This is a genomic window from Microbulbifer variabilis ATCC 700307, from assembly GCF_000380565.1.
Lineage (GTDB): Bacteria > Pseudomonadota > Gammaproteobacteria > Pseudomonadales > Cellvibrionaceae > Microbulbifer > Microbulbifer variabilis.
This window is the reverse complement of record NZ_AQYJ01000026.1, coordinates 78,021-92,123: the sequence shown is the minus strand read 5'-3', so window position 1 is coordinate 92,123 and position 14,103 is coordinate 78,021. Positions and strand designations below refer to the sequence as shown.

General features: G+C 50.0%; 12 protein-coding genes. 11 read left to right on the top strand and 1 reads right to left on the bottom strand.

Going from position 1 to position 14,103, the window contains the following annotated elements; translation table 11 throughout:
- Window positions 1-10 precede the first annotated feature (10 nt).
- Window positions 11-1,399, top strand: a complete 1,389-nt coding sequence (locus tag G367_RS0111120; protein WP_020413207.1) for an MFS transporter — start codon at window positions 11-13, stop codon at window positions 1,397-1,399.
- A gap of 14 nt (window positions 1,400-1,413) precedes the next feature.
- Here G367_RS0111120 and G367_RS0111115 read toward each other — a convergent pair whose 3' ends face one another.
- Window positions 1,414-2,322, bottom strand: a complete 909-nt coding sequence (locus G367_RS0111115; protein WP_020413206.1) for a LysR family transcriptional regulator — start codon at window positions 2,320-2,322, stop codon at window positions 1,414-1,416.
- Window positions 2,323-2,470: 148 nt separating this feature from the next.
- On the opposite strand from G367_RS0111115, the gene G367_RS0111110 reads away from it, so the two are divergent.
- From G367_RS0111110 to G367_RS0111065, 10 genes are all read left to right on the top strand, one after another.
- Window positions 2,471-3,490, top strand: a complete 1,020-nt coding sequence (locus G367_RS0111110) for an NADP-dependent oxidoreductase (protein ID WP_020413205.1) — start codon at window positions 2,471-2,473, stop codon at window positions 3,488-3,490.
- Window positions 3,491-3,915: 425 nt separating this feature from the next.
- On the top strand, window positions 3,916-4,425 hold the full coding sequence (locus G367_RS0111105; RefSeq protein ID WP_020413204.1) for a hypothetical protein: 510 nt from the start codon (window positions 3,916-3,918) through the stop codon (window positions 4,423-4,425).
- Window positions 4,426-4,427: 2 nt separating this feature from the next.
- The gene (locus G367_RS0111100) at window positions 4,428-6,446 is read left to right on the top strand and encodes a tetratricopeptide repeat protein (RefSeq protein ID WP_020413203.1); all 2,019 of its coding nucleotides are present in this window, start codon (window positions 4,428-4,430) and stop codon (window positions 6,444-6,446) included.
- The gene (locus G367_RS0111095) at window positions 6,446-9,583 is read left to right on the top strand and encodes a tetratricopeptide repeat protein (protein ID WP_020413202.1); all 3,138 of its coding nucleotides are present in this window, start codon (window positions 6,446-6,448) and stop codon (window positions 9,581-9,583) included. Before G367_RS0111100 ends, G367_RS0111095 begins: the two co-directional genes overlap by 1 nt.
- Before the next feature lie 69 nt (window positions 9,584-9,652).
- On the top strand, window positions 9,653-10,237 hold the full coding sequence (locus tag G367_RS0111090) for a tetratricopeptide repeat protein (protein WP_020413201.1): 585 nt from the start codon (window positions 9,653-9,655) through the stop codon (window positions 10,235-10,237).
- Entirely contained in the window at window positions 10,234-10,557 is a 324-nt protein-coding gene (locus G367_RS0111085; RefSeq protein WP_020413200.1) for a hypothetical protein, read from the top strand. The genes G367_RS0111090 and G367_RS0111085 overlap by 4 nt, the downstream gene beginning before the upstream one ends.
- A 69-nt stretch (window positions 10,558-10,626) precedes the next feature.
- The gene (locus G367_RS0111080) at window positions 10,627-11,358 is read left to right on the top strand and encodes a MotA/TolQ/ExbB proton channel family protein (RefSeq protein WP_020413199.1); all 732 of its coding nucleotides are present in this window, start codon (window positions 10,627-10,629) and stop codon (window positions 11,356-11,358) included.
- Window positions 11,358-11,948, top strand: coding sequence for an ExbD/TolR family protein (locus G367_RS0111075; RefSeq protein WP_020413198.1), 591 nt, complete (start codon window positions 11,358-11,360; stop codon window positions 11,946-11,948). Before G367_RS0111080 ends, G367_RS0111075 begins: the two co-directional genes overlap by 1 nt.
- Window positions 11,945-12,490, top strand: coding sequence for an ExbD/TolR family protein (locus G367_RS0111070; RefSeq protein WP_245556687.1), 546 nt, complete (start codon window positions 11,945-11,947; stop codon window positions 12,488-12,490). Before G367_RS0111075 ends, G367_RS0111070 begins: the two co-directional genes overlap by 4 nt.
- A 9-nt stretch (window positions 12,491-12,499) precedes the next feature.
- Window positions 12,500-13,879 (top strand): AgmX/PglI C-terminal domain-containing protein, encoded by a 1,380-nt coding sequence (locus G367_RS0111065; protein WP_020413196.1) that lies wholly within the window; start codon window positions 12,500-12,502, stop codon window positions 13,877-13,879.
- Window positions 13,880-14,103: the final 224 nt, after the last annotated feature.

Sequence of the window (14,103 nt, the reverse complement as noted above, 5' to 3'; positions counted from 1 at the left end):
GCTGCTGTTTATGTCATATTTCCAGATGACGCTCTCGAAGTCTCAGAAATTGGGTTTTATTGCAGTCAACCTCGCTTTATTCCTTGTCACTGTTGATTTCACGGCTTTTTCTCCTGCAATTCCCGCGATTGAACAGGAATTTAATATTGATATCACTACCTCCCAATGGATTATCAATGGCTATGGGCTGATGTTTGGGGTATTGATCGTTACGGGTGGACGTCTTGCTGATATCTATGGGCGCCGTAGGCTATTTTTAATTGGTAGTACTATTTTTCTGTTATTTTCGTTGATCGGGGGCTTATCCTTTAATACGCCAACCTTGCTGATTTCTAGAATTGTTATAGGGGCTGGGGCTGCACTGATGTGGCCATCAATTCTGGGAATTGCCTATACATTGGTGCCACCCAGCAGGGCTGGCCAGGTAGGTGGGTTGGTGATGACAGTATGTGGTTTGGCAAATGCAATAGGGCCAATTCTGGGAGGAACACTGTCTGATCTATGGGGGTGGCGGTGGATTTTCCTGATCAATATACCCCTAACCCTGTTATCTGTATTTCTTTGCTGGAAGTTTGTTCCACAGGATACGCCAACTAAATCATCGGTCAGGGTCGATTATGCCGGTGTAATTATGCTAATGGTGTCAGTGTTTAGCCTTTTGTTTGGTATGTATGTTGCCGCGGAGATCGGATTCAATCGATTATATTCATTGTATTTTTTCTTCATTTTTTTTGTTTCTCTTGTGATCTTTTTGTTTTTGGAAGTAAAGAAAGGCAGGGATGCATTGATTCCCGGTGATGTAATCACTAACGCAAAATTTACAGTGGTGGGAGCCATTAGTTTTGTTACATCGGTTGTTTTCTTTTCAGTGATTCTTTATTTGCCCCAGTATTCCTCTAAAGTGCTCGGATTCTCGGCTCTTGATTCGGGCTTGGCGCTACTGCCAATAATGATTTCCTTCGTCTTTATCTCGTTTTTATCGGGGAGAGTCTATTTAAGTTTGGGTCCGAAACTTATAATTTGTGTGGGGATTTTCCTGATGGGGGCAGGTATGGCATCGCTTTCTGCTGTATCGGGTGAATCACGTTACATAGATGTTGTTCCAGGTTTAGTATTGTTGGGGCTTGGCCTGGGGTTGTTTAACCCTGCTGCAACAACCCTGGTTGTAACAATAGTCGAGCCTGGACGGGAGAGCCTTGCCAGTGCAATCCTGTTTATGTTTAAGGTTGCGGGTGGCGCTTTGGGGCTGGGCCTGAATGCCGTGGTGGTGGCATTTGCTCCAGATATGATCTCTGGTATTGGTCGGGCCTTTTTGTTAAATGCATTTTTGGTTTTTGCTAGTTTGATAGTTGGGGTATTTTTTATTGCCAGGGGCACCCCGGAAAGTCGTGTTGAGTAAATTTTTCGATATTTTTACAGCTTGCCCAAATTTGAATATATAAAGTCCACGCAAAGTTTAATTTTGGGGATCTGATATTTGCTGCGTTCGTAGAGTAGGAAAATGCCAATGTCCCCTCCGGGACTAACCGATACTTTGCCCTCGGTAGGCACTTCTACCAGCTCGCCAGAGTCTATGTGTTCACAAACACTCCATGAGGGCACACAGAACATACCGCGATGATTTAAAGCGGCAGCCAGTAGGGCTTTGCCATTATTACTGATCAGGTGAGTGGTAAGCTCGATTGGCTCCCAGTAATTGCCGTTGAAATAGTGCCAGTCAATAGGCCCTTTGGGGCCCCGGTACTGCAATGCGTTTGCGGACTCTATGGCTTGCTTGTTTAGGGGAAATTCTTGCTTCAGGGAGCTGAGATATTCAGGTGAAGCGGTTAGTGAGAATTCGTTTTTTGACAAGCGCTTGGCGATAACATGTTCGTCAGGAGCGTAGCCTCCTCGTATAGCGATATCAACCGGGTCCTTACCCAGCTGGGTGAGATCGTCGCTATAGTGCAGGTCAAAGACAATATCCGGATAGCGTTGGGCAAACTGCTCCAGCAGGGGAGTCAGGTGTTGCTCACCATAGGAGGGGAGGCAGCTGATTCGAACAAGTCCACTAGGAGCCTCAAAAGTCTGACTGACCAGTTCATCAGCTTGTTCCAGTTGGCGAATGGCCTCGCCGATCATGGAGTAGTAGAGTTTCCCCAGTTCGGTCACCTCAACCTGGCGAGTGCTGCGTTGTAGCAATTCAATACCCAGGGAATGCTCCAGATCGCGGACTCTGCGCGAGATGGAGGAAGCTGGTACGTCAAACTCCTCGGCCACGGCAGTGAAACTACATAGTTCTGCCACTCGCTTGAAATAACGTAACGCCCTGAGTTTGTCCATAATTACCTCCCCAAATGATCATAGCGCCCAGTATTTCTCCTTATTGTTGTCAAAAAGACAAAAGACTTCCACCTATTGCCATCTATTTCCCAAGGTGGGCGGGGGGCACTATCGCTGACATCAAATGAACGGATGACCAGAAATATTTATGAAAGCACTTAAAATAACTCGCTATGGTGATATCAATACCAGCCTGGCTTTTGGTGAGGCGGTCTTGCCGACACCAGGAACAGGTGAAGTATTGATACGAATCCATGCAGCGAGTATCAATCCGATTGACCTGATGGTGATGCGTGGCGATATGAAGGCCGTCAAAAAGCTGGATCTTCCGGTAGGGATTGGTCGCGATCTCAGTGGCGTAGTGGTTTCTGTAGGCGGTGGCGTTACAGCGTACCAGCCCGGCGATGAGGTTTTCGCCCGCGTTGGGGAGGATCATGTGGGAACACTGTCGCATTTCCTGAGCGTGGATGCCTCACACCTGGCGAGAAAGCCAAAAAATCTGACGCATGAGGAGGCTGCCAGCATCCCCTTGGTGAGCCTGACTTCCTACCAGGCCCTGATTCAGGTTGCCGGCCTGAAAAAAGGTGAGAGAGTACTGATTCATGCCGGTTCCGGTGGTATCGGTTCTGTGGCAGTTCAACTCGCCAAGGCCTATGGGGCCTATGTCATTACCACAACAAGTAGCGCCAATGTTGAGTGGGTACGCGAACTGGGCGCGGATCAGGTAATTGATTATAAGAAGGAAAATTACCTGGATCTCCTCTCTGATATTGATGTGGTCTATGACACCCTGGGTGGGCAATACACGCTCGATGCTTTTAAAGTTCTGAAGCGGGGCGGAAGGGTTGTCTCAATCTCCGGTGTATTGGACCCTCAGACGGCGAAGGAATTTGGTATCGGCTGGCTCCTGCGCAAGCTGCTCAGGCTTAAAGCACGTTCTGTAATGAAGGCTGCAAAGGAAAAGACAGCGCTCTACCGGATGGTGATTATGGAGGCAAACGGATCGCAGCTTGAGGAATTGGGCTCCCTTTGTCGGGACAATATTATCAGCCCTGTTATTGATAAGATTTACCCCTTTGAACAGAGCCTTGAGGCGCTTTCATACCTGGAAACCGGTCGTGCGAAAGGCAAGGTTATTGTATCCATGGGGGAGTCAGCTAATGCTTAAGTAGGTAGTAAAGCTCTTAAAATAGATAATTTGATTTGATATCAATACCGCCCCAAAAACAGGGGCGGTCAAGTTAAGGGGCCGGATAAACTCTTACAGTACAAAAGTTTTATTATTGTAGGTTTATCAATAAGTGGCACAATCTTAAGGTAATGCAAGCTGTTTTATAGTAATCAGAGCTTGGCCATCGCATAGATAAAATACGTGATTTCTTTCACACTTTCCTGCCCTGCGCCCCTCTAAAATCGGAAAAATTCCCACCTGTCTGTTTCGCTAGATTTGACTTTCCTCACATCTGCCGATTCCTGTATTCAATACAATGCCGCTGGCTGAAGGGTCCCTGTGTACAGGCATTTCAATGTGGCCCGCAAGGGTCTTCCGCATCGCTGGTTTCATTGTTAAAGGTAGGGTCAGAGGTAGATCACATGTTCAGAATTCTACAGGTAACAATCCTGCTGCTATTGGCAAGCGTGGTTTCTGCGCAAAATGTCAGTCGCGATGATATTCGTGGTCTGGATGAGCAAATCCAGGATGTAAAAAAGGATGTGATCGACCTGACTGCGACTCTCTCGCAGCTGGAAGAGAAACTACTGTTTCCCTCTAACTCACAAGTGGCCTTTTTTGTCTCTGTTGCCGATGAGCATCCCTTTGAGCTGGAATCTGTAGAGGTCAGGCTAAACGGCGAAATTGTTGCGCACCATTTATATACCTATCGCGAAATCGAATCCCTACAAAAAGGTGGCGTGCAAAAATTATATACCGGTAACGTCCAGACTGGCGCGCATCCTTTGCAAGTCCGCTTCATCGGTAAAACACCCTCCGGCCGCGAGTATCGGGCCGAAGCTTCTTACCAGGTAGATAAGGCTGTGGGGCCGAAATTTGTTGAGATCAGCATCTTAGGAGCCGAGTCTGAGATTAACTTCAAGGACTGGTAACCATGTGTACATCTCTGCTGTCGCTACTGCCGGTCCCGGCTAAAGCAATACTGCGAGCTTTGGCGGCCTCCCTGTGTACTTTGCCTATCCTCGTAGGTGTGGTTAATGCCGAAGAGCGTGAGGAGCTGCGCGACCTGTTTTTTGGTGCTGCCATGTTTCATGCTCACCAGGAAAACTTTTTTGATGCGATTGTGGCTCTGGATACAGAGCTGGCCCAGTTTTATCGATTGGATCAGCCGGAGCTGGACCCATTCAGTGCGCATCTGGGGCAGGCAGAATTTTCCGTGGGCGACCTGGAGCTTTCCTATCGCATGCATCGGGAGGCTGGGCGCGCAATTGAAGCCGTGCTTAAAGGTAATGTTTCTCAGGCGGTACGCAATGAGGCTGCCTATCGCCTCGCCAAAATTCATTACCACAAGCAGCAACCAGTGAATGCCTTGCATGCTCTGGAAATGATAGAAGGGCGTGTACCCGAGCGTGTGCGTGCGGAAGAACAGTTCTTACGTGCGCGGGTATTTATGCAATTGGGGCGCTTTGATGAAGCGGTGGAATTACTAAAAGACTTGAAGGGGGAAGAATCCCTTGCCGGGTTTATTGAGTTCAACCTCGGAATCGCCCAGTTAAAGTCTGGCGAAGAAACCCGTGGTGTACTGGAACTGACTGCCTTGGGTAAGAAGAGCAGCAGCAAGCCCGCCGCGCAGGCGCTGTATGATAAAACCAATTTATTGCTAGGTTCGCATTTAATGGAGGCCGGTGAATTAGAACTGGCTCGCCCATATTTTGACCGCGTCAATCTCGAAGGACCGTTTTCCAATCGGGCGTTGCTGGGCGCTGGTTGGGTCGAGGCACGTGCCGGTCGCTATGGGAGAGCATTGGTGCCCTGGAAAATGCTGCAAAACCGCAAAGGCACCAATGAATCCGTACATGAAGCCATGCTCGCCGTACCCTATGCCTATGGCAAGCTGGATGTACACAGTACAGCCGCAATTAATTATGGTCGTGCGTTGGATTCATTCGGCAATGAGATTGATACGTTGACCGCTTCGATCAACAGTATCCGAGAAGGCAAGTTCCTTGAGGCATTGCGCCGCAAAGAGGCAACCCAGGTACAGAACTGGGTGGTGGCACTGCGCAACCTGCCAGATGCCCCTGAGACTCATTATCTCCTCGACCTGATGGCATCCAATGACTATCAGGAATTCCTGCGAAACTACCGCGACCTAAACGATCTCTTTGAGCGCAATGAAGAGTGGCTCAAAAGCCTTAGCGCCTACGAAGATATTATCAGTATCCGCAGGGCTTATTACGAACCCCTGTTGCCGCAGCTCGACGAGCAATTTCGCAAGCTGGATGCCCGTATCAAACTACGTATTGAGCAGCGGGATATATTTGCCAGCCGTATTGAACAGATGCTGGTTTCTCGCCGCCCGGAATATCTTGCCACCGCAAATGAGCAGGAGGCACGCCTGGAGTTGATGAAGTTGCATCAACAGATCACAGAGCGTCCGCAGGGCTTTACCGAGGCGACGCGTAGCCGGGTAGAGCGCCTGCAGGGTGTTTTAGATCTTCGCCTTTCCACTGAGTATGACCAGCGGCTTACAGAAGCTTATAAACACCTGCAGGAACTCAATATAGAAATTGAAAAGCTACAGGTGGTTTACCAGTCCTATGTGCGTAGCCGCCAGGCGGCCACACATAGTTACACCGGCTACAACAAAGAGATTACCCGCTTGCGTGCGCAGATCCGCAGCAGCCAACAGCGCCTGGAAATGTTGATGGCACGTCAGGGCAGTATGTTGGAGGCTTTGGCAATCCAGGAGTTGGAGCGCCGTCGTACCCAGCTGGAAAGCTATCAAATCAAAGCGAGATTTGCCTTGGCCGACAGCTATGACCGTGCCAATGAATTGCAGGAGCAGCGTGAGGACCAGCTCAAAATTGAGCAGCACCGCGAATCCCTGCCAAAGGAAAATCTTCCCGAACTGGATGCGGAAGTCGAAGTGAGTGATGGAGGGGAAGCCTGATGCCTTGCTTTAATTCCAGTCTGCTGAGTATGACTATTGCGCGTCGATGTGTACTGGCTTCCACTGCTGCACTGATGCTCAATGCCTGTGCCGTGAATAGCGGCAAGACTATTGGCAGCCTGCAAAATGTCGATATTGAAATTAAAGAGGAGTATATCGACGGAAGCCTGGAGAAAGCCCTCGCCAGTTACCAACGTTACCTACAGGAAACGCCTGAATCGAATCTCACCCCGGAGGCGATGCGTCGAATTGCCGACCTGAAAATTAAACAGGCGCACCGGGCTGAGGATGCTGCTATTGATGGAATCGCCAGTGGTGCCAGCGCGGTTAGTACGAGTGGAGCGGTAGTTGCTATAGAAGCAGCGGAAATTTCCGCGGAGAATACCCTTGATGCACCCGCCGAAGTCGCCGCACCGGTTACTCGGGCCCAACAGGTGGCAGGGGAAAACTCAGGTGCGATAGAGTCTGATGATGAATTTGAGGCGCGTGCCAGTGGCAATGTTGAGATTGCCTCAGACAATTCTGCATTGCCACTGCCTGCGGATGATCCCGATGCGCTGATGTCTGCCAATGCCCGGGAAGCAATTAACCTATATCTCGATCTACTTAAAAAATACCCGCTGTACGACCGCAACGACCAGGTGATGTATCAGCTGTCCCGAGCCTATGAAGAGGCGGGACAGATTGAAAATGCAGTGGATGTTTTGCGACAGTTGGTTGCCAAATATCCAGACTCCCGTCACATTGATGAATCCTGGTTCCGTCTGGGAGAGTATTACTTTACCCGTAAGAAATACCTGGATGCTGAGGAAGCCTACGGTAAGGTGATTAATATCGGAGTGGTTTCCAGCTTTTATGAGCTGGCCCTGTACAAGCGCGGTTGGTCCCTGTTCAAGCAGGACATGTACGAGATGGCGTTGGATGATTATATCGCCATGCTCGATTACAAAGTTTCCCAAGGTTATGACTTCGACCAGCAGACCAACGAGGTAGAGCGAAAGCATATCGATGATACCTTCCGTGTGGTGAGCTTGAGCTTCTCTTACCTGGAAGGTCCCGATTCGATTGTCGACTATTTCTCCCGCAAGGGGGCGCGCCAGTACGAGTACCTGGTGTACAGCCATCTGGGCGAATACTACCTGGATAAGCGTCGCTATCAGGACTCGGCAAAATCCTACACTGCTTTTGTTGAGCGTAATCCCCTGCACAAGGTTTCTGCAGATTTCTCTATTCGCGTAATTGAAATCTACGCGAAGGGTGGCTTTCCCAAGCTGGTACTTGAAGCCAAGAAATCCTTTGCCAACACCTATGCCCTCAAAGCTGAATACTGGACAGTATTCGATATCAATGAATACGGAGAGGTGGTCGAGTTCCTGCAGGCAAACCTGATTGACCTCGCCAGCCACTATCATGCGGCTTACCAGAACAAGAAGCTGAAGGATAAAAAGTCCGAGCACTATCGTGAAGCAATTCACTGGTATCGCAGCTACCTGGAATCCTTCCGTGAAACTGAGCGTGCGCCGGAGATTAATTACCAGCTGGCCGGCTTGATGCTGGAGAATAGGGATTTCCATAGCTCCGCTTTGGAGTATGAGCGCACAGCTTATGAATATCCGGCCCACAAGGATTCCAGTGAGGCGGGATATGCGGCCGTCTACGCTTACCGCGAACACCTGGCAAATAACCTGAAAGAAGCTTCGGCAGACCAGCGTGCTCCTTTATTACGCGAGATTATCCGTTCATCTCTGACTTTTGCTGATACTTTCCCTGCGCATGGGAAGGCACCGCAGGTGATGTTAGGTGCAGTAGAGGACTTGTATGGCCTCAAGGACTATACCCCCACTATCGAAAACGGCCGATCATTGCTGGAGAAATTCCCGGCGGCGGAACAGGAGATTCGCCGGTCCAGCTGGATGCTTGTAGCACATGCCTCGTTTGATGTTCAGGCGTTTGAGGATGCTGAAGTAGCCTATGGGGAAACCCTGACTCTTACCGCTGCGGATGCTAAAGATCGCGCTGGACTGATCGATAACTTGGCAGCATCGATTTACCAGCAGGGCGATATGGCCCGTACGCAGGAAGATCATGCGGCAGCTGCTGGACACTTCCTGCGTATTCGTACCGCTGCTCCCGGGGCAACCCTGCTGGCTACGGCAGAGTATGATGCCGCCGCTTCCCTGATTATCCTGAAAGACTGGACCCAGGCTGCGACAGTGCTCAACAATTTTCGCACTAACTTCCCTGAGCATGAACTGGCAAAAGACGTAACCAAGAAATTAGCAGTGGTGTACCAGGAGAGTGGTGAATTACTGCTGGCTGCGGCGGAATTTGAGCGTATTGAGCGCGAGTCTGAGGATGAGGAGATCCGCCGCGAAGCCTTGACCCAGGCAGCGGATTTGTACAGTGCAGCAAAAGACAGCAAAAAAGCTCTGGAAGTGTTGCGCCGCTATGTGGGCCTTTTCCCCAACCCCATGGAGCCTGCTCTCGAAACACGGCAGAGAATCGCCGATATCTATAAAGCAGGTGGGAATGAAAAGCTCTATATGAAAGAGCTTCGTGAGATGGTCCGTATTGAATTGCGCGGTGGCTCACAGCGTACTGATCGCACCCGCTACCTTGCAGGTAATGCAGCACTGCAACTTGCCGAGCCGAGTTACGCTGCCTTTACCCAGATAGCCCTGGTGAAGCCCATTGAAAAGAATTTGAACTTGAAGCGCAAGCGGATGAAAGCAGCTATCAGCACTTTCACAGATTTGATTGATTACCAGGTTGCAGATGTCACTGCCGCGGCGACTTATTATCTTGCAGAAATCTATTTGCATTTCAGTCAGTCTCTCAAAGATTCCGAGCGGCCTACTAATTTAAATGCGTTGGAACTGGAGGAATACGAGCTGGCTCTGGAGGATCAGATTTACCCATTTGAGGAAAAGGCGATCTCGGTCCACCAGAAAAATGTCGAGCTTCTGGGGGTAGGTATCTATAACCCCTGGATTGACAGGAGTATCGATAAGCTTGCTGGATTGATGCCGGCCCGGTATGCAAGGGCCGAGGAAGCAGGGCAGTATCTGCAAAGTATTGTACCGCTGCCGCCAGCACCTGAGCAGCTGGGCCCTGGTGAAGCGGTCTCCGGTCAGTAAGGGCAACTGCCGACGCGGTAATAAATAAAAGGTTCGAGCTAGTAGCATTAAGGTGCGGGGCTGAAGGTTATGCATACAAAATTGAGAGTATTTTTTCTACTGGGGCTTGCACTGCTTTTCACGGCCTGTGCGGGCACCCAAACCAAGACGGGAAAAATTTCTGACTATTCCTCGGTGAAGGTTTCGGGCAGTGTTAATAGGGACTTTGAGCGCTCACTGGAATACTTGGCCGAAAATAGGTACGAGCCTGCTATTGAGCTTTTGCAGTCGGTGGTGGAGCGGGAGCAGCGCCTTCCGGCCCCTTATATCAACCTGGGAATTGCTCATTATCAGGTAGGAAGTGAGAAAGACGCGGAGACAGCTTTTCTGAAGGCTCTCGAGCTGGATACGAAACACCCGGTCGCAACCAATGAATTGGCAGTGCTCTATCGCAAGCAGGGGCGTTTTGCGGATGCGCGGAAAATTTATGTGAATGCTTTGGCAGAAAACCCCGAATACCTGCCTTTGATAAAAAATCTCGGCATATTGTGTGATCTCTATCTGCAAGATCTCCAGTGTGCTCTGGCACAATTCCAGCAATATGTACAACTGGAGCCAGAGGACCAGGATGTTTCCATCTGGCTGGCGGATCTTAAGCGGAGAGCGGGCAAGTGATATTGAAGTTTAAATGGATTTTGCTATTGGTTGTCTGTTTCACAACTCTCCCCGCTGCCTTTGCGCAGTCCGGGAGTGAAGAAGAAAATGAGTCCAAGGAAAAGAAAGTGGACTCCAAGATCAAAGAGCTATCGGGTATTTCCATTATCGGTAACAAGGAAGCTCCCAAGTCTCTCTATATTGTCCCCTGGAAAAGTTCCGAAGTCGGTGTCGAAAGCGATCTTGTCTCCAGTCTGATGGATGACAAACTTAAGCCGCTTGACAAGGAAGTTTTCATGCGTGAGTTGGAGTTCTACCAGCTCAGCCTGTCCGGCGATTAACGCCGTCCTTTCTCCGGGTAAGACTGGAGCAGCAACAAATTACTGCAGTATTTCTCAAGAGGGTTTGTAATGGACTTTTTTAACAGCGTCATCGAGTTTTTCCAGACGGGCGGTACTTTTATGTACCCCATTCTTGTCGTTGCCGCTTTGGGCGGCGCCGTAGCGATTGAACGATTTATTCGCCTACACTATGAGCGTCATACTAACCGTGCCATGTGGGATAAATTACAGCCCGTTCTCGCCTCCGGGGATTTTGATCGCGCGCGCAACTTGGTTAAGCAGGATAACTCCAGTGTGAGTAAACTGCTGTCCATGGGGCTGGCACGTCAGGGTGCGGTGCGTCGTCGCGAAGATATCGAGATCGCGATGGAAGAGAGCATGATGGAGATAACACCTCAGCTGGAAAAGCGCACACCTTATGTCGCGCTCTTTTCCAATATCGCCACGCTGCTGGGGCTGCTCGGTACCATCATGGGTTTGATCGAAGCCTTTACTGCGGTAGCCAATGCCAACCCGGCGGAAAAAGCTGATTTACTTTCTGCCAGTATTTCCGTAGCGATGAACACCACCGCCTTTGGCCTGATGACCGGTATTCCCCTGTTGATAGTGCACGCGCTGCTCAACTCCCTGACCGGTCAAATTATCGATAGCCTGGAAATGGTCTCTGTAAAAGCTTCCAACCTGATTGACAGCTCAACCCGCCGTCGCTTCGAAATGGATGCACCCAAGCCAGAAAAACAGCCTGGCGAGCAATCTGCGAATGAAGTTGAAACCGAAGAATTGCAAACGGAAACTGCATAATGAGAAGGCGGCGTCACGGGAGAGACAAAGAAGCCCCGGAGCTGGACATTACCGCCTTCCTTAACCTGATGGTGGTACTGGTACCTTTCCTACTGGTGTCGGCGGTGTTTTCACGGGTAACAATCCTGGAACTGAATATGCCGAGCGGGGCTGGCGGTGGTGCACCGGATGACCCCACAGTGACCGTGGAAGTAGTGGTGCGAAAGCAGGCTCTGGAAATCAGTGATGGTGAGAAAGTAATTGCGCGTTTCCCTAATTTGAATGCCACTGAAGAAAGCGAGACTGTCCAGCCGGATGTGACTGTAGTGGAAGCCGATGGGCAGAATACGGACCTCGCAGTATTACCGACAGCTGAAGTGTACGACCTGAAAAAACTCACTGAGTTTTTATTGCAGGTGAAAGCCAGTTATCCGGAAAAAACAGACTCCATTTTATTGATGGAGGCGGATATTGCTTATGAGCACCTTGTGGGTGTCATGGATACCGTGCGTGGTGCAGAAGTTCGGGTTGAAGGCAGTGACCCCAGTGATCCGGAAGCTGTGGAGAAGGTGATTTTGTTTCCTGATATTTCCATAGGAGATGCGCCGTGAGACATGAAAGCCGACGAATGAAGCGCATGGCTCGCAGCCATAAGCGTAAAAAAACTTCAGGCATGAATCTGACATCCCTGATGGATGTGTTCACTATCCTGGTATTTTTCCTGTTGACCAATACTTCCAGTAACGAAGCGCTGGAGCCCCCCAAGGTGATTACATTGCCGGATTCGGTGGTTGAGACCAAACCCAGGGAAACCGTAACCCTGATGGTGACTGCAGAGGAGATCCTGGTGGAATCCAAATCTGTTATCGCAACCAGTGAGGTGCTCGAAAGTGAAGAGGTTGTGATTGATGTTATTAAGCAGGCCATGACCGCAGAGCTGGGTAAGGCAATCGGTATAGCCCAGGCCTCTGCCACAGAAAATGAGGGCGAGGCTGAAATGGAAGGTGAGCAGGGACCAGAACCACCCGAAGTGAATATTCTTGCGGACAGGGGCATTCCGTTCAGTTTGCTGAAAAAGGTGATGTCCAGCTGCACCGAAGCGGGCTACACCAAGGTATCACTGGCGGTAATTCAGAAAGCATCTCAGGGTTAATGGAAGTTTGTGAGTAATTTTCTTCAACAACAGCAGGCGGTCAGCGAGGCGCTTGATACGGTTCGCCAGCGTATGCATCTGCTCGAGGATGAGCAGCGGCAGATCGAAGAGAAGCTGGCTGAATTGCAAGTCGATGGTTCCAAGTACCAGTTGCTCGATGAAATTTCTGAGCGCCTTGGAAAACTCGAAGACATCGGCGCAGGTGAATTGTTTTGGGCTGAGAATTATCGGGCCGATGCTTCCCAGCAGGTTATCGCACGGATTGGGGCGTCAACTCGTACTTATAACGAAAGCCTGGATCAGCTTCATCAGAAGCGTAGGGATATCCTGGATAATATCGAATACTGCAATGAGGAGATCTTTGCCCTTGATGAGCGCGCTGATGAGCTGCGCCGTGAGGAAGAGGAATCCAAGTTTGAATTCGAGATCACCCGTGAATATGAGCAGCCCACTTTTCGCCCGATGGAAATGCCTTGGCATACCAAGGGTGAGGATGAAAAGCGCTTCCGTATTTGTGTATTTGCATCACTGTTTATTGCGGCACTGTTGGGTTATCTGGTTCCTCTATATACCTTGCCTGAACCCGAAACACAGATAGTGGAGATACCCGAGCGCCTGGCCAAATTGGTAATCGAGAAGAAGACCAAACCCAAGCCACCACCTGAGCCAGAAAAAGCCAAGCCCAAGAAAGAGGAGAAAAAAACTGAAACCAAGCCTGAGCAGAAAGTGGCCAAGCAGGATCCGAAACCATCCAAAGTGGAGAAAAAACAAGCGCGTAAGAAAGCTGAGCGTGCGGGTGTTCTCGCCTTTAAGGATAATTTCCAGGATCTTATTCAGGATGACCTGGACAATCGTTTGGGCCAACAAACACAGCTCAGCACTGCAGGTAAGAAGGAAAACCGTAGTCAGCGTTCGCTGATTACTGCAGCGGCAACTGCGGGTAGTGGTGGTATTAATACTGCAGAGCTTAGTCGCAATGTGGGTGGTACTGGATCATCCCTGGGTGGTGTAGCCTTCTCGCGAGTGGAGAGCTCCATTGGCACAGAAGGTGATTTCGCCGGCGAGGACCGACCGCTCAGTGATGGTGTGGGTCCGTCTCGTACCGACGAGGAAATCCAGATTGTCTTCGACCGCTATAAGGCTTCGCTGTATCGCATTTACAACCGTGAACTGCGTAACAACCCCGCCTTGCAGGGTAAGATGGTCTTGAGGATTACCATTGAGCCTGATGGCTCGGTATCCCTTGCGGAAGTGGAGTCCAGCGATATGGATTCGCCTGCACTCAACGCCAAGATTGTAGCGCGGGTGAAGCGATTTAATTTTGGCGAGAAGGCCGGTGTTCCAACGATCACCATTCTTTTCCCAATCGACTTCTTCCCGAACAACTAGGTGGTATTGCCTCCGCCTCCTTCTCGTTTAAGTGAGAAGGAGGCTGCTATTTTAGAAGGCGTCGAGGAGTTGGGTTTCTTCCCCTCCACTTGATCAGTCTTTTCTATCCCCCAGCCTGAGAACCACTTGGCAATCCCCAAAAAAGTTCCCTTACCTGACTGTTATTTATGACCTGCTTCACGGCCACTTTTTCGCCCTGTATTTAAAGTTCGCGCACCGGACTG

What these genes read in the sequence shown, in the direction of transcription:
- G367_RS0111120 (WP_020413207.1), top strand. Translation starts at nt 11, where the DNA reads ATGTCATATTTCCAGATGACGCTCTCGAAGTCTCAGAAATTGGGTTTT.
- G367_RS0111115 (WP_020413206.1), bottom strand. Translation starts at nt 2,322, where the DNA reads ATGGACAAACTCAGGGCGTTACGTTATTTCAAGCGAGTGGCAGAACTA.
- G367_RS0111110 (WP_020413205.1), top strand. Translation starts at nt 2,471, where the DNA reads ATGAAAGCACTTAAAATAACTCGCTATGGTGATATCAATACCAGCCTG.
- G367_RS0111105 (WP_020413204.1), top strand. Translation starts at nt 3,916, where the DNA reads ATGTTCAGAATTCTACAGGTAACAATCCTGCTGCTATTGGCAAGCGTG.
- G367_RS0111100 (WP_020413203.1), top strand. Translation starts at nt 4,428, where the DNA reads ATGTGTACATCTCTGCTGTCGCTACTGCCGGTCCCGGCTAAAGCAATA.
- G367_RS0111095 (WP_020413202.1), top strand. Translation starts at nt 6,446, where the DNA reads ATGCCTTGCTTTAATTCCAGTCTGCTGAGTATGACTATTGCGCGTCGA.
- G367_RS0111090 (WP_020413201.1), top strand. Translation starts at nt 9,653, where the DNA reads ATGCATACAAAATTGAGAGTATTTTTTCTACTGGGGCTTGCACTGCTT.
- G367_RS0111080 (WP_020413199.1), top strand. Translation starts at nt 10,627, where the DNA reads ATGGACTTTTTTAACAGCGTCATCGAGTTTTTCCAGACGGGCGGTACT.
- G367_RS0111075 (WP_020413198.1), top strand. Translation starts at nt 11,358, where the DNA reads ATGAGAAGGCGGCGTCACGGGAGAGACAAAGAAGCCCCGGAGCTGGAC.